The organism is Zobellella maritima, from assembly GCF_003075035.1.
Lineage (GTDB): Bacteria > Pseudomonadota > Gammaproteobacteria > Enterobacterales > Aeromonadaceae > Oceanimonas > Oceanimonas maritima.
Genome location: NZ_QCZE01000001.1, coordinates 714,757 through 735,092 on the forward strand (window position 1 = coordinate 714,757; position 20,336 = coordinate 735,092).

A 20,336-nucleotide genomic window follows, 5' to 3' on the forward strand; every position below is an offset into this window, starting at 1 on the left:
GATATGGCTGATTGGTCCGCAAGCGACGCCCTCAAGATCTATAACCTGCCTTATTGGGGAGCCGGTTTTTTTCATCTGGACGACAAGGGAAGAGTCGTTGTCACGCCCGACAAGAGCCGCCCCGATGCGGCGGTGGTATTGACCGAGGTAGTAGAGCAACTGAAGGCGGAAGGCTTTGCCGCGCCCGTGTTGCTGCGCTTTCCCGACATCATCAAGAGCCGTATCGATGCCCTGTTCAGTGCCTTTAATGGTGCCATCGAAGACTATGGTTACCAGGGCGACTACCTGACCGTCTACCCGATCAAGGTCAACCAGCAACGCGGCGTGCTGGAAGCGGTGACCAAGGCCTATAAGGACAAGCCCAGACTGGGTCTGGAAGCCGGCTCCAAGCCGGAGCTGCTGGCGGTGCTGGCTCATAGCCATGAAACCGAATCGGTGATTGTCTGTAATGGCTATAAGGACAAGGAATATATTCGCCTGGCATTGCTCGGTACCAAGATGGGCCATCAGGTCTATATCGTGATCGAGAAGCTGTCCGAACTGACCATGGTGATGGAAGAGGCCAAGCGTATCAATGTCAGCCCCCGGCTGGGGGTTCGGGCTCGGCTGGCCTCCCAGGGGGCGGGCAAGTGGCAGTCCAGCGGCGGTGAAAAATCCAAGTTTGGCCTGAGTGCCGCCCAGGTATTGAGCCTGGTCGAACAGCTGCGCAATGCCGATTGTTTGGACTGGCTGCAGCTGCTGCATTTCCACCTGGGCTCCCAAATAGCCAATATTCGCGATATCCAGAAAGGGGTACGTGAATGCGGTCGCTTCTACGGCGAACTGCGTCGTATGGGCGTGCCGGTCGATATCGTCGATGTGGGCGGCGGCCTGGGGGTGGATTACGAGGGGACTCGTTCCCAGAGCTATTGTTCGGCCAACTATAACCTGCGTGAGTATGCCAACAATGTGGTGTGGGGCATCGGCAATGTGTGCCGTGAATACGATCTGCCTTACCCGCTGATCATCAGTGAGTCCGGTCGGGCCATCACAGCCCACCATGCGTTGCTGGTGGCTAATGTGATCAGCATTGAGTCGGCCAATCCTCAGGCGGCCAAGGCGCCGGCGGAAGACGCGGCCTTCCTGTTGCAGAATATCTGGGAAACCTGGCAGGATCTGTGCCGTGAAGACCCGCCCTTGCTGGAAATATACCACGATACGGTGGCTGAGCTGGCCGATGTGCACGAGCAGTACAACATGGGGCTGATGACCCTGGAAGACAGGGCCTGGGCGGAAGAAATGCACCTGAATATCTGTCTGGGCATCAAGTCGCGGCTGGATACGGTGAACCGGGCCCACAGACCCATCATAGATGAGTTGAACGAGAAGCTGGCGGATAAATGCTTCGTCAATTTCTCGCTGTTCCAGTCGCTGCCCGATGCCTGGGGGATTGATCAGATCTTCCCGGTGTTGCCGCTGGATGGACTGGACAGGGCACCGACCCGCCGGGCGGTGATCCTGGATATCACCTGCGATTCAGACGGCGCCATCGACCAGTATGTGGATGGTCAAGGTGTGGAAACCACCCTGCCGATGCCGGAGTTCATCCCCGGCCAGCCCCAGTACCTGGGCTTCTTCCTGGTCGGAGCCTATCAGGAGATCCTGGGCGATATGCACAACCTGTTTGGCGATACCCACAGTGCCGAAGTGGCGGTGGATGAGCAGGGCAAGGTAGTGATCAGCAATGTGAAGGAAGGCAGCAATGTGGCCGAAATGCTGCGCTATGTGGATATCGATCCGTCGGTGATCAATGCCCGCTATGAAGTGCTGGCCAATCATCCCGACCTGGATGAAGATACCCGTACCATGTTGCTCAAAGAATTGTCGGCCGGCCTGGAAGGGTATGCCTACCTGGAAGACGAGCTGTAAGCAGCAGGCGTCATCCTTCAAGCCAAGCCGGAAGCCAGGTTATGCCGCACGCCAGCCTGTGGATGCGGATTATCCGGCTTCCGGCTTTTTAGTGCCAGCCATATCGGGAGCAGGGCAAGGGAGGATACCGCTTGCTCTACACAGCCGGTCAACAATGACAACAGTGCTGTTGATGAGTGTCACGGGGATCAACTATCAGCCGTCTTTTGTTGTTCGAGTTTATGTTCAAAATCCCGCCTGACAATCGCCAGGGCCGCGAGAGCGACGGCGGGCTCTACTTCGTTGAGCTCGAGCAGTTCGATCAAATCAACGGCCAGCTTAATTTCCGGTGGGGCGTCGGCCAGGCTCATGGGGTCTCCTCTCTGGTTTGAGGTAAAAGCCTTATTTTACACAAAAAAATGCCCAGCAGGGCTGGGCGAAGACTTAGTGCTTAATTGCAGTGGCACTAAGTATGAACAAATATTAACCATAAGGTTCCCGATAAATTCCCAAAAATAAAAAAATATCTCCCCGGCTTTAAGCTTGACAGTAGGCAGCTCTGAAACGTAAATTTAAAACATGCGTTTTATTCCGGGATGACCGATGAGCAAGAAAGACACCAAGCAGAAAATACTCGATGCCGCCGAAGTTCTCTTTGCCGAGCAAGGGTTCAATGACGCCTCCCTGCGCATCATCACCAGCACCGCCGATGTCAACCTGGCATCGGTCAATTACCACTTTGGATCCAAGAAAGATTTGATCAAGGCGGTCATGGACCGCTACCTAAGCATCTTTATGCCGAATGTGGACGACGCGCTGCAACGTTTGCTGCAGGAGCCCGACTTCAGGCTGGAGCAGGTATTCGAGTGCTTTGTCGCCCCCTTGATGGCGCTCACCAGGATCAAGCGGCGGGGGCCGGAGATTTTTATTCAGCTGCTCGGTCGTGGCTATATTGATAACCAGGGGTTCTTGCGCTGGTTTATCGTTAATCACTATGGGCAGGTTCTGGAGCATTTTTCCCAGGCCATCCGCAAGGGGGCCCCTGAGCTATCGGCATCCGATGTGTTTTGGCGGCTGCATTTCACCCTGGGCACAGTGGTCTTCACCATGGCCTCCAGCGATGCCCTGCGCGATATCGCCCAGGCCGACTTTAATGAAGAAATCGATGTCGAGGGCCTGGTACGCAAGCTGATCCCCTATCTCGCCAGCGGTGTTGGTGCCAGATCCTAGGTTTAATCATACAGGAGGACAGGGAGCATGAGTTTACGGAAGAAATGGATTAGTGAGCCTGCGTTTAACACCTTCAAGAAGATCTTGCCTCCCCTGTCGGCTACCGAGCGTGAAGCGATGGAGGCCGGCTCGGTATGGTGGGATGGCGAACTGTTCCGCGGCAAGCCGGACTGGTCAAAGTTGTTGGCCTATGGTCCCTCTACCCTGACCTTCGATGAGCAGAGCTTCCTGGACAATCAGGTCAGTACCCTGCTGGCCATGCTGGACGATCACCATATCGTCAACGAACGGCGGGAAATGCCGGAGGCAGTCTGGGATTACCTGAAGCGGGAGGGTTTTTTTTCGCTGATCATCCCCAAATCCTATGGCGGACATGACTTTTCCGCCTATGCCAACTCGACGATAGTCGCCCGTATCGCTACCCGCAGCATCAGCGCCGCTGTGACCGTCATGGTGCCCAACTCCCTGGGGCCCGGTGAGCTATTGATGCACTATGGAACCCAGCAACAGAAAGATCGCTGGCTGCCGGGGCTGGCCAAGGGCTCGGAAGTCCCCTGTTTTGCCCTGACCGGTCCCGAGGCCGGCTCAGATGCGGGGGGCATACCCGACACCGGCGTTGTCTGTCGGGCTGAGTTTGAAGGCGAAGAGGTGCTCGGTATCCGCCTGAACTGGGACAAGCGCTATATTACCCTGGCCCCCCGGGCCACCGTACTCGGTCTCGCCTTTCGGCTGCTCGATCCCGATGGTTTGCTGGGGGAGAACAGGGAGCCGGGTATTACCTGCGCGCTTATCCCCACCAGCCACCCGGGAGTGGAAATCGGTGATCGGCATTTTCCCATGGGGCTGGCGTTTTTGAATGGCACGACCCGGGGGCAGGATGTCTTTATTCCCCTGGAGTGGATCATCGGTGGTCCCGACTATGCGGGGCGCGGCTGGCGCATGCTGGTTGAATGCCTGTCTGCCGGGCGGGGTATTTCACTGCCGGCACTGGGCACCGCCAGCGGCCATCTGGCGACCCGCAGCACCGGGGCTTACGCCTATGTGCGCAGGCAGTTCGGGTTGTCCATCGGCAAGTTTGAAGGAGTACAGGAAGCCCTGGGCCGCATCGGTGGCCTGACCTACCAGCTGGAAGCCACCCGCCGCCTGACTACCCGCGCCCTGGATTTGAATGAAAGTCCGGCGATAGTGACCGCTATTTCCAAGTATCATATGACGGAAATGGCGCGCACCGTCATCGATGATGCGCTGGACGTGCATGCAGGCAAAGGAATTCAAATGGGGCCAAGCAACTATCTGGCCCACAGCTATATGGGCATCCCCGTGGCCATTACCGTGGAGGGGGCCAATATCCTGACCCGTAACCTGATGATCTTCGGTCAGGGAGCCAGCCGCTGTCATCCCTATGTGTTGCAAGAACTGGAGGCCGCGGCCAACCCGGATCAGCAGGCGGGCCTGGATGCCTTCGATATCCTGTTGTTCAAGCATATCCGCTTTGCTCTTGGCAATGTGTTTGGCGCCTTCTGGCAGGGGATGACCGGCGGCCGCCTTAACTCGTCGCCGGTGGCCGGTGAAACCGCCGGTTACTACCGTCAGCTGACCCGGATGAGCAAGGCACTGGCCCTGTGTGCCGATGTGGCCATGCTGATGATGGGCGGGGATCTCAAGCGCAGGGAAATGCTCTCCGCCCGTTTGGGTGATGTGCTCAGCCACCTGTATCTGGCCTCGGCCACCCTGAAATTTTACGAAGACAACGGCCGACCTGTCGATGAACTGCCGTTCGTGCATTATGCCGTCGGCCGCAACCTGTACCTGATCGCCGATGCCCTGGAAGGGTTCTTGCAGAACTTCCCCAACCGGCCGATGGCTTTTATCCTGAAAGCCCTGATTTTCCCCCTGGGCAAGCGATACAAGAAACCACTGGATCGACATGCCCAGGCGATCAGCAAGCAGTTGATGAGTACTGGGGGGATACGTGAGCGGCTGACCTGGCTGTGTTATATCGGAGAGCAGAGCGAGCCTGGTTTGGGTCAGCTGGAGCGAGCCTTCGGTGCCATGCTGGCGGTTCAGGGTCTGGAGAAAACACTGGCAGATGCCCAGCATGACGGTACACTGCCCCTAAAGGAGACGCTAACCACCTTGCTCGAACAGGCCAGGGAAAAGGGAGTGTTGACCGAGACCGATATTCAACGGTTGTTGCAGGCGGATGAATGGCGCCGCGCCGCCATTGCGGTGGACAGCTTCCCGGCAGAGGTGCTGGCCCGCCAGTCGCGCCAAAAAACTGACGACGTTGCCTGAGGCCCAGTAAAAGGCCACACGCCAAGATTAGCTAGCAGGGTCCCGTCACCTGCATTGATTGGGCTGACGAAACCGTGATGGTTAGGGGACCGTCCCTGACTGAAATTGCACCCGAGCCCTGCTTCAAGGGCTGTTCTTGTCAGCCTTGTTCTCGTTATTGCTGGCCACTTCCTGAATATGGAGACCCTTCCTGATAATCAGAAAGACGGCGTCGCAACCCAGGCAACGGTATCGTCTCGATCCTCGGTATCGCAGCTTCTGGGAGGTTTTTCGGCGGATACGAATGCTTCGTGACCCACATCGGGCACATAGGGGTTCGTCCATGTCAGTTTCCTTCTGGTAACCGGGATGCCAAGGGGCGATTCTATCATACGGAATGATCTGGTTGAATTTTGCGCTGCAACTATGACAGGCCAAGGTCATTCATAGCGCATCCGCTTGTTTTTCAAACAGACTGGCAAACGCCGCTATTGGGATGTTGTCCGTATTACAATTCCGGCGAGGATGTTTGGCCCATCACCGAAATTGATGCAGGCCGCAAGCTGACCACTGAGGGCTCGGGACATGCCATCTGACCGTCAGATAGATGGCGGGAAGGCCGGAATAGCAGGCGCATTTTCCGGCCATGTCACTGGTATTAAGCCAGTTTTTCCAGTCGTGGTTTTTTGAAAGCAATTACAAAGAAATTAAAAAAGCCACTGAAAAGTTCAGTGGCCCTTGGTTTGGAAGTATAGCCGAACCCTCTGGTTCGGCTTTATCCGGCAAACTATTGCCTTGCTTATTCTACGGTCAGTATCTTGCAGGTATTGGTACTGCCGACCACTTCCATCTTGTCGCCGTGGGTCAGGAGCACCAGATCACCGGCATTGACATAGCCGCTTTGCTTCAGGCAGGCCAGGGCTTCGCGGCAGACTTCTGCCGTGTTCTGCTCATCGGAGGGCTCAAAGAACACGGGGGTAACGCCGCGATACAGGTTTGACCAGCCCAGAGTCTGCTTTTCCCGGGACAGGGAGAAGATCGGCAGCCCGGAACTGATGCGGGACAGCAGCAGCGGTGTGGTACCGGAGTGGGTCAGGGCGACGATGGCTTTGACCCCCTGCAGGTGGTTGGCCGCGTACATGGTAGACATGGCGACGGTTTCTTCCACCGATGTGAAGGTGAAGTTCATCCGGTGATTGGAGACATTGACGCTGGGGTGCTTTTCTGCCCCCAGACAGACATCCACCATGGCCTTGACGGTTTCGATCGGAAAGTCACCGGCGGCGGTTTCGGCCGACAGCATGACCGCATCGGTGCCGTCCAGCACAGCGTTGGCCACGTCCATCACCTCGGCACGGGTCGGCAGCGGGGCGCTGATCATGGATTCCATCATCTGGGTAGCGGTAATCACCACCCGGTTCAGGCGACGGGAAGTGCGGATCAGTTTTTTCTGTACGCCGACCAGCTCGGGATCACCGATTTCCACACCCAGATCTCCCCGGGCCACCATCACCACGTCCGAGGCCAGGATCACATCTTCCATGGCGGCATCGGTGGCCACGGCCTCGGCACGCTCGACCTTGGCGACGATCTTGGCATTGCTGCCGGCGGCACGGGCCAGTTCGCGGGCGATGCGCAGATCTTCACCGGTGCGCGGGAAAGACACAGCCAGGTAATCGACGCCAATCTTGGCGGCGGTGATGATGTCTTCCTTGTCTTTTTCGGTCAGGGCCGGCGCCGACAGGCCACCTCCCTTCTTGTTGATGCCCTTGTTGTTGGATAGTGGGCCGGCAACGGTGACTTCGGTCAGGATCCGGTCGCCATCGACAGATTCTACCTTGAGTTGTACCCGGCCATCATCCAGCAGCAGTACATCCCCGGTTTTCACATCTTTAGGCAGCGCCTTGTAATCGATACCGACCTGCTGCTGATCCCCTTCGCCCTTGCCGAGGGCGGCATCCAGGACGAATTTGTCGCCAACAGCCAGCTGTATCTTGCCGTCCTTGAAGGTGGATACCCGGATCTTGGGACCCTGCAGGTCACCCAGGATGGCAATGTGCTTACCCAGTTTCTGGGCGATTTCGCGCACCTTGTTGGCACGGGCCATGTGATCTTCGGGGGTGCCGTGGGAGAAGTTCATGCGCACCACATTGGCGCCGGCGCGAATAATACCTTCCAGGTTATCGTCGCGATCCGTGGCCGGGCCCAGGGTAGTGACAATCTTGGTACGTCTTAACATATGAGACTCCAGTTGAAATACATTCGAAGTAATGATGAACAATAAGCGTGGGGTTTAAAATGGTGCGGACTGCGAATGTCAGACTGACAGTAGGCATCTGCAGATAGCGATTCGGCGGCCATGTTTCGGCTGATTTGACATCCGGTTAACATTGAGACTGGCTTGCTCACGATCTGACGCTGTGCCCTTAGTTTTGTAAATTGTTACCAAGAATACCCTATGTCTGGCAGGAAGTGTAGACTGGATCACAAAAATGGCCGGTAAATGCCGGCCATCTGATCAACATTAAAGGTGAGGGTTATCAAATCGTGAATTTTTTATCCCTTCTTTAACTTTTTTCAGGTTTTCCCGAAACTTGCCTCCGCGGCGCAGGATAAAGCCGGTAGCCAGCACATCGATCAGCACCATCTGGGCCAGGCGTGAGGCCATGGGCAGGTATACGTCCGTGTCTTCCGGCACGTCCATCGATAACACCAGGGAGCACTCCCGCGCCAGCGGAGAATCCTTGGCGGTCAGGCCGATGACGATGGCATCGTTCTGACGGGCCAGCTGGGCAATTTCCACCAGTGCCTTGGTCCGTCCGGTATGGGAAATCAGTACCACTACATCCCCTTCGCTGCTGCCGATACAGCTCATGCGCATCATCACCACATCGTCGAAGCAGAGCACGGGCACGTTAAATCGGAAAAACTTGTTCATGGCATCGTGTGCCACGGCGGAGGAGGCTCCCAGGCCGAAGAATGACAGCTTTTTGGCCTGGGTCATGATATCGACACAGCGGTTGACGGCGAGCGGATCCAGGCTGTGGCGGGCGGCGTCCAGGCAGGCCATGCTGGACTCGAAAATCTTGGCAGTATAGGACTCGGGTGTGTCGTCTTCTTCCACATGGCGATTCACATAGGGTGTGCCATTGGCCAGGCTCTGGGCTAGGTGCAGTTTGAAGTCGGGAAAGCCCTTGGTATCCAGGCGGCGGCAGAAACGGTTGACCGTCGGCTCACTGACATCCGCCAGCTTGGCCAGGGCGGCGATGCTGGAATGGATGGCGGTTTGTGGTGACGCGAGGATGACTTCCGCCACTTTTCTTTCAGACTTGCTGAAACTATCGATATTTTTTGTGATTTTTTCTAACGTATTCATCTGGATAACCGGGCTGGATGCGACAGGGTATGAAGCTACCCCGTAAAGCTGAAATATGATGTCTACTATACAAGACAAACGGTTAGCTTGAGAGTAGTCCTATACCAAAGTATGACTAATCTCTAAAAACCTGACCGAGCAAGGGAGATATTTTCATTTTTTTATGTCATTTAATGACAAATGGAAGGAATTAACAACGGTTGTCATCGTCCGGGCAAACAAAAACCCTGTTACCTTGGGTAACAGGGTTGAGTTTTTAGGGGGTTACTGGCGCCGTGAGCGGGCGGGGTTAAGCCAGTTCACCCCAGAGATCGTACTCATCGGCATGCTGTATGTTGACCATCACCTTGTCACCGGGCTTGAGGCTGGTTTCGCCATTCAGGTAGACCAGGCCGTCGATTTCCGGGGCATCGGCACTGGAGCGGCCGATGGCACCTTCTTCGTCCACCTCATCGATCAGCACTTCCAGGGTTTTGCCCACCTTGAGCGCCAGCTTGCGGGTGGAGATGGCCTGTTGCAGTGCCATGAAGCGATCAAAGCGCTCCTGCTTGACGTCTTCCGGTACCGGGTCCGGCAGCTCGTTGGCACGGGCGCCTTCTACCGGGCTGTAGGTAAAGCAGCCCACCCGATCCAGCTCGGCCTGCTCGATAAAGTCGAGCAGCAGCTGGAAGTCTTCTTCGGTTTCGCCGGGGAAGCCGACGATAAAGGTCGAGCGTATGGTGATCTCCGGGCAAATCTCGCGCCAGCTGCGGATACGCTCCAGGGTGCGCTCCACGGCGCCCGGGCGTTTCATCAGTTTAAGGATGCGTGGGCTGGCGTGCTGTAGCGGGATGTCCAGATAAGGCAGCAGCTTGCCGTCGCGCATCAGCGGGATCAGGTCGTCTACATGCGGGTAAGGGTAGACATAATGCAGCCGCACCCAGACGCCCATCTTGCCCAGTTCTTCGCACAGGTTTTGCATATGGGTCTTGACCGGCATGCCGTCGGCGAAGCCGGTCTTGTGCTTTACATCCACCCCGTAGGCGGAAGTGTCCTGGGAGATCACCAACAGTTCTTTTACACCTGCGTCTACCAGGCGACGGGCTTCACTTAGCACCTCACCGATGGGGCGGCTGTCCAGGCCACCGCGCATGGAGGGAATGATACAGAAGGTGCACTTGTGGTTGCAGCCTTCGGAAATCTTCAGGTAGGCATAATGCTTGGGGGTGAGCTTGACGCCCTGTTCGGGCACCAGGCTGACAAAGGGATTGAACTCCGGCTTGGGCACATACTGGTGCACATGGTTGAGCACCTGCTCATAGGAATGGGGACCGGTAATTTCCAGCACCTTGGGATGCACTTCACGGATTTGATCTTCCTTGGCGCCCAGACAACCGGTGACGATCACCTTGCCGTTTTCGCTCAGGGCCTCGCCTACGGCTTCCAGGGATTCCTGCACGGCACTGTCGATAAAGCCACAGGTGTTCACTATCACCAGATCGGCATCGTCGTAGGAGGGAACCACTTCGTAACCTTCGATACGTAACTGGGTCAGGATGCGCTCGGAGTCGACCAGATTCTTCGGACAACCCAGGCTGACAAAACCGATGCGGGGGACTTTGCTATCTTTCATTGCTTGTTTTTTAACCAAACTGACGGGGAAGGCGGCAATTGTAGCGCAAACGGGAAGGTCAGGACAGTAAACCATCTGCGCCCAGAAACAGCTGCCGGCAATTGACCTGGGGTTTCCTTACCTCAGCCTGCACATGTTTCCTGAGCTTTTCCGAACAGCCTACCGAATGCCTGTGCCAGCCAGGACTTTTCCCAAATGCCCCAATAAGGAGGCCTTGGTTGCGCTATTCCAATGCAAAGCGGATTTGCTCTTTACCCACATCAGGTACGTTTACCCTGACTACAGCTTTGGCATTGGGCTCAGGGTTGACCCCTGGTCCTGAAAGGGCATTGTATCCGGCGGGAGCGAGCGGGATCTGGGACTTCTTGCCGCCGCTGAGCAATATCAGTTCACCACTGGCGGCAGAGGAATCTATGGGTGTGCCGTGCTCACTCAAATAAACCCTGGTCATATCGGGTTGGGTCACCAGCTCTACCGTGATGTTTTTGCCTTCAGTGATCAGGCCGCCGTGGGCAGGGATGAGATCTCCATGGGGGTATACCCAGGAGGGTAACAGCATACTCAAGACCAGCAAGCGGCATGTTTTCATCGGGTTTGTTCCTTCGATTAAGGTATTAAAAAGTATCTTCGGATTTATCTTCAAGCAGCATCTCTAGCGGAGGCTGCCCGTAAAGCCAGAACATCAGAGGTGTTAACAGGGTATCCAGCAAGGTGGAGCTCACCAGGCCGCCAAAAATGACCACGGCGACCGGGTGTAGTATTTCCTTGCCGGGGGCATCCGCCGCCAGCAGCAGCGGTAATAGCGCAAAGGCCGCCACCAGCGCCGTCATCAGTACCGGTGTCAGCCGCTCCAGCGAGCCACGCACGATCATCTCTTTGCCGAAGTGCTCGCCTTCAAATTTACACAGGTTGATGTAGTGGCTGATTTTGAGAATACCATTGCGGGTGGCTATCCCGGTCAGGGTAATAAAGCCCACCAGGGACGCAACCGAGAGCGAAATGTCCGCCAGCCACATGGCGGCCACACTGCCGATTAGGGCCATGGGGATATTGCCCATGATCATCAGCGCCAGCCGGGATGAACGATAACGGCTGTAGAGCACCATGAAGATCAGTGAAAAAGACACCAGTGACAGCAGGGCGATCATCCGGGTTGCCTGTTCCTGAGCCTGGAACTGTCCTTCCAGATTGATGAAGTATCCTTCAGGCAGGGGGCTAGCGGCGATGGTCTGCCGGATCTGAGCGATAACCGCAGCGAGATCCGAGCCATCGGTATTGGCGGCAATCACGATACGGCGGCGGCTGTTTTCCCGGCCGATCTGATTGGGGCCATCATCTTCCTCTATGCTCGCGACCCGGGATAAGGGGATCCGGCCATGGGGGGAGTCTATCAGCATATTGGCCAGACCTTGGGGATTACGCTCCTGGTCGGGAAGGCGCACCACCAGGTCGAAGCGTTTGTTGCCGTCGATAATTTGGGTGACCGTATCCCCTTCGGTGAGGGTTTCCAGGTTCGACAACAACTGGCCGGGAGAAATACCGTATAACGCCGCCTGGCCATAATCGAGACGAATTTTAATCTGTGGGATCAGCACCTGTTTTTCAATTTGCAGGTCGGTCAGCCCGGGTATCAGTAGCAGTTGCTCTCGCAGACTGGCTGCCTGCCCGCGCAGGGTATCCAGATCATCCCCGAAGATCTTGATGGCAATCTGGGCTCGTACCCCGGACAGCAGATGATCCAGCCGATGTGAAATCGGCTGGCCCAGCAGAGCGACCGCCGGTAAGGGGGCCAGCTGGGCACGAATATCTGCCATGATCGCTTCCTTGTCACGCTCACTGGACTTCAAATCCACATCCAGCTCGGTGGAATGTACGCCTTCGGCATGTTCATCCAGCTCGGCTCGACCGGTACGGCGGCCGACGCTTTTTACCTCGGGTACGCTCAGAATCGCGGTCTCGGCCAGACGGCCAATACGGTTCGATTCCTCCAGCGAGGTGCCCGGGTTGAGCAGCAAACTGATGGTCAGGGTACCCTCATTGAACGCGGGCAGGAAGGCGCGCGGAAAGAAGGGCACAGTGGCGATGGCCAGCAACAGCAGGGCACAGGCACCGAGCAGGATCGGCCGGGCATGGTCAAAGCTGGCGTTCAGCAGTCGTTTGTCCCAGTTTTTCAGCCAGGTCACCAGGAAGGAGTCGCCATGAGATATGCGTTTCATTCTGGGCAGCAGATAGAAGCACATCACCGGCGTCACCGTCAGCGCTACCACCATACTGGCGAGGATGGAGGTGATATAGGCTATGCCCAGTGGCACAAACAGCCGCCCCTCTATACCGGGCAAGGCAAACAGGGGCACAAACACCAGCACTACCACCAGAGTCGCAATCACCACCCCGGAGCGTACCTCATTGCAGGCTGCCGCTATGGTCTGGATGATCCGGGCAATGCCCTGGGGTTTTCTCTGCTTGAGGCGACGGAGCACATTCTCCACATCCACCAGGGCATCATCGACCAGTTCACCGATGGCAATGGCGAGTCCGCCCAGGGTCATGACATTGATGGACAAGCCCATGAGTTTGAAAACCAGCGCGGTGACCGCCATCGATAACGGAATTGCCGTCAGTGAGATCAGCGTGGTGCGTACATTGAGCAGGAACAAGAATAGGATCACCGCGACCATGATGGCGCCATCGCGCAGGGCTTCCTGCACGTTGAAGATCGAGGCTTCGATAAAGTCAGCCTGTCTGAACGATATCTGCGGCGGCGTCATGCCCGGGGGCAGGGAATGACGCAGTTCCGCCAGGGCCAGCTCAATGTCGTCGGTGAGCCTGACCGTATCGGCGTTGGGTTGTTTCTGCACACTGACAATCACCGCCGGGTGACCGTTAAAACCGGCGTCACCCCGCTTGGTGGCGGCGGCGAACTTGACCTCGGCAATCTGTTTGAGCTGGATGGGGTTGTCGTTGTGCACCGCCACCGCAATATTCTTGAGATCTTCCAGTCGGGTGGTGCGCCCCAGGTGACGGATCAGATATTCACGGGCGTTTTTTTCCAGAAAGCCCCCGCTGGTATTGCTGGAAAATGCCGCTAGCGCCTGCTCCAGTTGCGAGAAGCTGATGTCCAGCTGATTCATCAGGGCGGTATTGGGCTCCACCCGGAATTGCCGGACCTCGCCACCGATGGGGATCACCTGGGCAATTCCCGGGATCGAGAGCAAGCGGGGGCGCAGGATAAAATCCACATACTCGCGTACCTGCATCGGACTTGCCCCGTCGCCATCGGCGGGAAAGGCGATCAGCATGATCTCGCCCATTACGGATGAAATCGGGCCCATGGTGGGGCTTACCCCGGCGGGTAGCTGCTCCCGTATTTCATTGAGGCGCTCGGACACCAGTTGCCGGTTGCGGTAGATATCCGATCCCCAGTCAAACTCGGCATACACAATGGACAGGCCCACACCGGACACGGAGCGAACCCGGGTAACACCAGGCATGCCGTTAAGTCGGGTTTCTAACGGAAACGACACCAGCTGCTCGACTTCTTCCGGTGCCATCCCACCGGCCTCGGTCATGATGGTGACGGTCGGCTTGTTCAGATCCGGAAACACATCCACCGGCATCTGCCAGGAGGTAACCCCGCCGTATATCATCATTATCAGGGCCGTAACCAGCACCATCAGGCGGTTGCGTAAACTGGTGTTGACTATCCAACTAAACATATCTTCCCTCAACGAATCTGGTTAAGCAGGGTGGCGCCTTGTACTACCACGCGCTGCTGTTCCCGCAGGCCGGTCACGACTACCTGCTCACCATCCAGGGGCTGGACCTGGACTGGTTCGGCCACAAAATATTCGGGGTCAACATGCAGCCAGACTACCGATTCATTGGCCGCATTCTTGACGATGGCGGAAGCCGGGAGTGGCATGCCGCGCAGGGTCTGATCGGTCTGGGCGACGATGGTAAGCAACTGCCCGAGCACCAGATCTTGTGCATCTTGCGCTCGGAAAAGCAGGGGAAGCGCACCTTCACGCAGGGCTTTGCCACTGCCGATATAGGTCAGTGGTGTGGTGTCGTTGGGGATACTGGCTGAAACAATCCGGTTGGCGACCTTGGGGTCGTAGACCTGAGCTTCGATCAGCAACCGGGCCGGGTCGACGACTTCAAATACGATTTCCTTACTTTCCACCACCTGTCCGTTCACCACCGAGCTGGAGGCAATCACCCCATCGATGGGCGACAACAGCAATTCGGGTTTGATCACCCCTTGCTTCAATGCCTTTATCTGGGCGGTAAGTCCGGCCAGCTCGGCTTCGGCGGCATCTATTTCCTTACGGGGCACCACGGTCGATAGGTTGCGCAAGCGCCCCAGTTCTTTTTCGGCCAGCTGGCGGCGTACTTCCCAGTCTGCAATCTGGGCGGCCTGGGTCGCCAGATCGAAGGTCGAGACCGCAGGCATGACCTGGGCCAGTATCTCTCCCTTGGCGACTTTCTGGCCCAGCAGTGGTAGCCCGGAAGGGCCGGCCATCAACCTTCCCGCCTGTAGCGGCTGTACCCGGCCACTGGCATTGGGATCCATCACCACATGTCCGTTAAGCATCACGGTTCGCGCTACCTGCTGCTCCTCCGGTACCAGGGTCCGCAACGCCAACCGGCGCTGGGTTTCCTTGGGCAGGAATACACGACCATCGGGCAGACGCCGGGGCTTGTCGCTGGTGAGCAGGGTGCTGTTGCTGCCGGCAGGCTCGGCATGACTTACATCACCGTGATCTTCGTCGCCGTGGGCCTGTACCAGCAGGGGTGACAACAGCAACGCTAAACTGAACATCGGGATCAGTATCTTCATGGTGTGATTATTTCCGGGCAGATGGGTACAAGCGACGTAACAGTAGGTACAGCAACAGTAGAATGATGACAGTGCCGGCGACCATCAGGGCAAGCATCGGCATCGGGTGTTCAGGTACCGTGGTGGCAGGTGGCGCGCTGATGTCCAGCGTGGTGGCCAGCAGATCAAGATCGTCCTGGGTACTGATGGTAAACATCAGTTCATACTGACCGGGGGAGGTGACAAAGGGGGCTTCGACCCTGTAGGTGCCTGCACTCAACTCGGTGGCCTCGACCTGCCAATTCCCGCTTTCCAGCTCAAGGGTTGCGCCGGTGACCGGTGCATTATCCTGCCACCGATCCAGATAAATAATGAGGTGTGTCTCGTCCGGTATGGCCACCAGTTCAAACAGCTCACTGTGGGCGGACGCCCGGGGTGAGGTGATGGCGGCTGCGGTCCGCTCCGGAGCAGCATGATCATGTCCTTCATGGGCATGCAGGGGAGCGGCTACGGATATCAGGGCGCAGAGATACAAGGCACGTCCTGCGAGGCGTTTTAAACGAATGGCGGATAACACTCAAATAACTCCCTTGGTTCATGCGGTCATGACGGATTCTGAGTACCGCGATTGTTTCCGGATGCGGTGGCCATGGTGGGCGAGGGGAGCATACCCGAGGGCGAGGCAACATAAAAATGACAAATCTGTAATGAAGCGTTGTCGCTGTTCTGGCCAACTAGACTGAACATTGCAGCTACCGGAGATAGCTTCGGGTTCTATCCGGATGGTATATAGGGAAAATATCATGAAAAAATTGGTCAGGATGTTGATGGTCACCGCTGTCATGGCAGGTCCAGTGCTTGCCGACAGTCATCAGTCGCAGACAGGGTCACACCGACACGGCGCTATGATGGGCATGATGAACCAGGAACAGATGCAGACCATGCATCAGCATATGGAAGAAATGCAGGCTTTAATGGCAGAAATAAATCAGGAAAGCGATCCCGAAAAGCGCAGGACATTGATGCAGACCCATAGGCAGAGCATGCGGGAAGGAATGCAGATGATGAAAGGTCAGGGAGGTATGGTGCCGGGTCGCAAAGGGATGTCACCCATGGACATGGAAGAGCGTATGGGCATGATGGAGCAGCGTATGAACATGATGCACATGATGATGGAGCAGATGATGGATCATGATGTGGCGGAGGAAAGGTAAGCACGGTTTCCTCCGACAGAACAGTAAGGTGTTGCTGATACGCAGCGGCTAGCCGTGATTCGGCAGGTCCAGGGTATATCCCATGCCGCGCACGGTTTGGATCAACTTTGGCTCAAAATCGTCATCAATTTTAGCCCGTAAACGGCGGATGGCCACATCGATGACATTGGTATCACTGTCGAAGTTCATGTCCCACACCAGGGATGCGATCAGGGAGCGGGGCAGCACTTCTCCCTGCCTGCGCACCATCAGCTCAAGCAGGGCGAATTCTTTATTGGTCAGGGTGATGCGTTTACCCGCCCGGATTGCCCGGCGCTTGGTCAACTCCAGAGTCAGGTCGGCAACATGTAGACAGTCTTTCAAGGTCGATGCAGCTCCCCTGCGCAGCAGGCTGCGTACCCGGGCCAGTAATTCCGAAAAGGCGAACGGCTTGACCAGATAGTCATCCGCGCCCAGTTCCAGGCCTTTGACCCTGTCTTCGACGCTGTCGCGAGCGGTTAAAAACAGCACGGGCATCTGCTTATCTTCGTTCCTCAATGACTGAAGGAGTTGCCAGCCATCCATGTCCGGCAGCATCACATCCAGAATGATGAGATCGTAGGGCTCGTTCATTGCCTGATACCGACCATCCGTTCCATTGCGTGCCAGGTCAACCACAAAACCGGCTTCGTTCAGGCCACGTTGCAGGTAATCGCCGGTCTTGATTTCATCTTCGATAATCAGAAGTTTCATGTGAGTTCGTGTTGTGCTTGCTCGGATAGCTGACAGCCTATCAGAAAAAATAGGGGAGACCAGCAGCAGCCACGGAACCCAGGCTGCCACACCCTACATGACAAATTTGTAATGGATGAGTCATCTACGAGACAGCGGCTAACCGGTATGCTGTCTGTTTCTGGTACTAATCCGTTATTGCAAAGGCAAATTCATACCAAGGTAAAAACATGAAAAAGACATTATCGGTTTTAATGCTGTCTTTGTTACCCGGCCTGGCGATGGCTGCGGGTGAACACGGTGGCCACCAAGGCCATGATATGGCAGCCATGCAGCAGGATATGCACGGCATAGGTCGGCCCGGCAGTTCTGCCGAGGTCAGCCGCACCATCGAAGTGGTGATGAGCGATGATATGCGTTTTTCACCTGAACAAATCGAGGTGAAAGCGGGTGAAACCGTGCGACTGTTCATCAAAAACCCGGGCAAGCTGTCCCATGAGCTGGTGATTGGCAACCTTTCATCGTTGCAGGAACACGCCGAGATGATGCGCCAGATGCCGGATATGCAGCACGCCGAGCCCAATATGATCAGCCTGCAACCGGGCCAGAAAGGCGGCCTGGTCTGGCAGTTTGATCAGGCCGGCACCATCGACTTTGCCTGCCTGATCCCCGGCCATATGGAGGCGGGCATGCAGGGCCGGATACAGGTGATGTAAAGGATGATGGCATGGGTAGGCTCCCATGCCACTTTTTTAGTCAGCCGAGCAAGAAGGTAAGTAACGCCGTGCACAAAACATCAAAGGCTCACCGCTGGTGGTTATGGGGTACAGGAATTGTGATATTGGCCGCGATCGCCATGGTGGGCAGCCATTTTCTGCCGGGTGACTTGTCCGCCGGAACCGAGCAAATACAGCAGGGCAAGCTGGCTTATAAGGATAACTGCGCCAGCTGTCATGGTGCAGACTTAAAAGGCACTCGCCAGGGACCACCGTTTATTCACAAGGTGTATGAGCCATCCCATCATGGCGATGAAGCCTTTTACCGGGCAGCCGCCAACGGGGTACGCGCCCATCATTGGCGCTTTGGGGACATGCCACCGGTACCCGGCGTCACCCGCGAAGAAGTCGGCGACATCATTGCCTACATCCGTGAACAGCAGCGGCAACACGGCATCGAGTAAGCCGCTATTCGATAGTAGTTAACGGGCCTGTGCGGGCAAAATGGGCCGTAAAACAGGTTTCCTGTTTATTGGAGTGCACCGACAGGCTACCGTCGTGGGCATCGATAATCGCCTTGGCGATAGCCAGGCCAAGCCCGGTGCCCTCGGTGACCGACTGACGGGCACTGTCTGCTCGGTAAAAACGATCGAACAGCCGAGGCCACTGTTCGGGTGGAATGGCCGGGCCTGGATTGGCGACCTTAACGGTGGTGCCCTTGCTGTCACTACAGACAGAAATGTGCACTTCGCCTTGCGTCGGTGTATAGCGAATGGCATTGGTCAGCAGGTTGCTGAATGCCCTTTGCAGCATGGATCTGTCACCCAGCAGGTTGGCGCTGCCTTGCCGTTGTAACCGTACCTGCTTTTCACTGGCGAGCGGCTCGAAAAACTCAAGCAATTCGTCCAGTTCATCGGCCAGTTCAAGTGGCTCACGCTGCATGGCCAGCTGGCCCTGCTCCGATTTGGCCAGAAACAGCATTTCACCAATCATTCTCGCCAGTCGCTCGGCTGTTTCCAGATTGGCATAAAGCACTTCCTTATAGTCCTCGGCATCTCGTGGCTGTGCCAGCGCCACCTGAGTTTGCATCATCAGGCTGTTCACCGGTGTACGCAGCTCGTGGGCAATATCGGAAGAGAACTCTGACAGCCGCTGAAATGACGCCTCCAGGCGGTCAAGCATGGTATTGAATGCCTTGATTGGGGCGTAGAGCTCGGAGGGAGCATGATCCAGTGACAAGCGCTGGTTGAGTTGACTGGCGGTTACGTTTTTGGAGACCGATGTCAATTCACGCAGCGGCTTCAATCCTATCCGGGAGGCAATCCACCCGAGAAAGAGTGAAATTAAGCCGATACCCAGGGTAAACCAATACAGCCCATTTTTTATTTCATTGATAAAATGCTGGTGATAGCTGGTATCTATGGTGGCACGCACAAGAAAATACGGGGGGAGGTCGGCCTGCTTCCCGGTACCTTCCGGCACCCACTGCTCCGTTATACTGCGAAAAACGGTGCCCCTTTCACTCCAGTTTTCAATGCTTCCCGGAGCTAGCCCCCATCCGCCATTCCCCGATGCCATGCCGGGTTGTGCCGAACCAGGCGGGTGAATATCGGCCAACACCTGGCTTTGTGGATCCAGGATAAGAATATAGAGGCTGTGGTGCCCCAGAAGGGCATCATTAAGCTGATGATTCAGGGATGACCAGTCCTGTGCTCCGGACTCGATATGTGCCGACAGGAAGTTTGTGGCCAGTTGCAGCTTGCCGGTGATCTCCGTGTCGTCCTGCTTATCGAAATGGTGACCCAGGGCATGTAACAGCAGTACGCTGACCAGTATCCAGATGCCGAGCATGGTGAGCCCAAACACAATGCTTAAGCGGGCGGTCAGGGATAGTAAACCTTTCACTCTGGGGAGCGCTCCTGAGCTGATAGTGTCATCTTGCATTGCCATCCGGTTGTGTCCCAAGTCCATCATATATAGAAAAGATCAGCGGACAACTGACGTCTCCCTCCTGGATACAACATTCCTTAACCAGCTCACCCAGTACCTTCTCAATCTGTTGAAGGCTCTGGATTTTGGCGCGCACTTTGGCCAACTGCCGTTCGCCCAGTTTCCTGGCGTCATCACAATGAGTGCCATCCTCCAGTTTTAACAGGCCAGCAATTTCATCGAGACTGAAACCCAGCCACTGAGCCGTGCGGATAAACCGAAGACGCGTCAGAACAGTCGTTTCATAGCGGCGTATGCCGCCAGGAGGCTTGTCAGGTTCTGGTACCAACCCTCGCCGCTGGTAGTAGCGGATAGTCTCCACATTCATGTCCGCCGCCCTGGCCAGCTTGCCGATGGTCATTGAAGACCTTTGTGTTCCCGACATGACACTTGACTCCGTAGTTGGCTACGGAAGTAAGGTTGACATAATTAGCTGGTTAACAAAAGGAGGCTGGTGTTGATACCCCGAAGGAGAAAAGCGATTTGGGCCACGACCAACGCCGGTTAT

At 56.3% G+C, this 20,336-nt stretch carries 17 protein-coding genes; 6 read left to right on the forward strand and 11 right to left on the reverse strand.

Annotated elements, in window-relative coordinates; all coding sequences use genetic code 11:
- Nucleotides 1–3: 3 nt before the first annotated feature.
- Nucleotides 4–1,908: a biosynthetic arginine decarboxylase gene (speA, locus tag DCS96_RS03255; protein ID WP_116472913.1), complete on the forward strand. Its 1,905-nt coding sequence runs from the start codon at nt 4–6 to the stop codon at nt 1,906–1,908.
- A 188-nt stretch (nt 1,909–2,096) separates the two neighbouring features.
- Here the strand turns inward: speA and rsmS are convergent, their stop codons facing one another.
- A complete protein-coding gene (gene rsmS / locus DCS96_RS03260) occupies nt 2,097–2,258 on the reverse strand; it encodes a pleiotropic regulatory protein RsmS (RefSeq protein ID WP_116472914.1) in 162 nt (53 codons plus the stop codon).
- Nucleotides 2,259–2,490: 232 nt separating this feature from the next.
- Between rsmS and DCS96_RS03265 the strand changes: the two genes are divergently transcribed.
- Nucleotides 2,491–3,117 (forward strand): TetR/AcrR family transcriptional regulator, encoded by a 627-nt coding sequence (locus tag DCS96_RS03265; protein ID WP_116472915.1) that lies wholly within the window; start codon nt 2,491–2,493, stop codon nt 3,115–3,117.
- Nucleotides 3,118–3,144: 27 nt separating this feature from the next.
- Nucleotides 3,145–5,412, forward strand: coding sequence for an acyl-CoA dehydrogenase (locus DCS96_RS03270; RefSeq protein WP_116472916.1), 2,268 nt, complete (start codon nt 3,145–3,147; stop codon nt 5,410–5,412).
- A gap of 778 nt (nt 5,413–6,190) precedes the next feature.
- On the opposite strand, the gene pyk is transcribed toward DCS96_RS03270, so the two are convergent.
- The 7 genes from pyk to DCS96_RS03305 form a co-directional block, all read right to left on the reverse strand.
- A complete protein-coding gene (gene pyk, locus DCS96_RS03275) occupies nt 6,191–7,630 on the reverse strand; it encodes a pyruvate kinase (RefSeq protein ID WP_116472917.1) in 1,440 nt (479 codons plus the stop codon).
- A 285-nt stretch (nt 7,631–7,915) separates the two neighbouring features.
- Nucleotides 7,916–8,767 carry a MurR/RpiR family transcriptional regulator gene (locus DCS96_RS03280; RefSeq protein ID WP_116472918.1) on the reverse strand — a complete coding sequence of 284 codons (852 nt, stop codon included), beginning with the start codon at nt 8,765–8,767 and terminating at the stop codon, nt 7,916–7,918.
- A 289-nt stretch (nt 8,768–9,056) separates the two neighbouring features.
- Complete coding sequence (rimO, locus tag DCS96_RS03285) at nt 9,057–10,379, reverse strand: 30S ribosomal protein S12 methylthiotransferase RimO (protein WP_116472919.1); 1,323 nt, start codon at nt 10,377–10,379, stop codon at nt 9,057–9,059.
- Between the two features lie 223 nt (nt 10,380–10,602).
- Complete coding sequence (locus tag DCS96_RS03290) at nt 10,603–11,022, reverse strand: hypothetical protein (protein ID WP_157953565.1); 420 nt, start codon at nt 11,020–11,022, stop codon at nt 10,603–10,605.
- The gene (locus tag DCS96_RS03295; protein WP_116472921.1) at nt 10,994–14,095 is read right to left on the reverse strand and encodes an efflux RND transporter permease subunit; all 3,102 of its coding nucleotides are present in this window, start codon (nt 14,093–14,095) and stop codon (nt 10,994–10,996) included. Before DCS96_RS03295 ends, DCS96_RS03290 begins: the two co-directional genes overlap by 29 nt.
- A gap of 8 nt (nt 14,096–14,103) precedes the next feature.
- Nucleotides 14,104–15,219 carry an efflux RND transporter periplasmic adaptor subunit gene (locus DCS96_RS03300; RefSeq protein ID WP_116472922.1) on the reverse strand — a complete coding sequence of 372 codons (1,116 nt, stop codon included), beginning with the start codon at nt 15,217–15,219 and terminating at the stop codon, nt 14,104–14,106.
- A gap of 7 nt (nt 15,220–15,226) precedes the next feature.
- Complete coding sequence (locus DCS96_RS03305) at nt 15,227–15,775, reverse strand: LamG domain-containing protein (RefSeq protein WP_157953566.1); 549 nt, start codon at nt 15,773–15,775, stop codon at nt 15,227–15,229.
- Nucleotides 15,776–16,001: 226 nt separating this feature from the next.
- On the opposite strand from DCS96_RS03305, the gene DCS96_RS03310 reads away from it, so the two are divergent.
- Nucleotides 16,002–16,412: an RAD23 family protein gene (locus tag DCS96_RS03310; RefSeq protein WP_116474510.1), complete on the forward strand. Its 411-nt coding sequence runs from the start codon at nt 16,002–16,004 to the stop codon at nt 16,410–16,412.
- A 48-nt stretch (nt 16,413–16,460) separates the two neighbouring features.
- Here the strand turns inward: DCS96_RS03310 and DCS96_RS03315 are convergent, their stop codons facing one another.
- On the reverse strand, nt 16,461–17,144 hold the full coding sequence (locus tag DCS96_RS03315; RefSeq protein WP_116472924.1) for a heavy metal response regulator transcription factor: 684 nt from the start codon (nt 17,142–17,144) through the stop codon (nt 16,461–16,463).
- 209 nt (nt 17,145–17,353) lie between these two features.
- Between DCS96_RS03315 and DCS96_RS03320 the strand changes: the two genes are divergently transcribed.
- Nucleotides 17,354–17,839 carry a cupredoxin domain-containing protein gene (locus DCS96_RS03320; protein ID WP_116472925.1) on the forward strand — a complete coding sequence of 162 codons (486 nt, stop codon included), beginning with the start codon at nt 17,354–17,356 and terminating at the stop codon, nt 17,837–17,839.
- Between the two features lie 119 nt (nt 17,840–17,958).
- Complete coding sequence (locus tag DCS96_RS03325; protein WP_232818239.1) at nt 17,959–18,303, forward strand: c-type cytochrome; 345 nt, start codon at nt 17,959–17,961, stop codon at nt 18,301–18,303.
- Nucleotides 18,304–18,307: 4 nt separating this feature from the next.
- On the opposite strand, the gene DCS96_RS03330 is transcribed toward DCS96_RS03325, so the two are convergent.
- A complete protein-coding gene (locus DCS96_RS03330; protein WP_116472927.1) occupies nt 18,308–19,744 on the reverse strand; it encodes a heavy metal sensor histidine kinase in 1,437 nt (478 codons plus the stop codon).
- Between the two features lie 28 nt (nt 19,745–19,772).
- A complete protein-coding gene (gene merR, locus DCS96_RS03335; protein WP_232818171.1) occupies nt 19,773–20,189 on the reverse strand; it encodes an Hg(II)-responsive transcriptional regulator in 417 nt (138 codons plus the stop codon).
- Nucleotides 20,190–20,336: the final 147 nt, after the last annotated feature.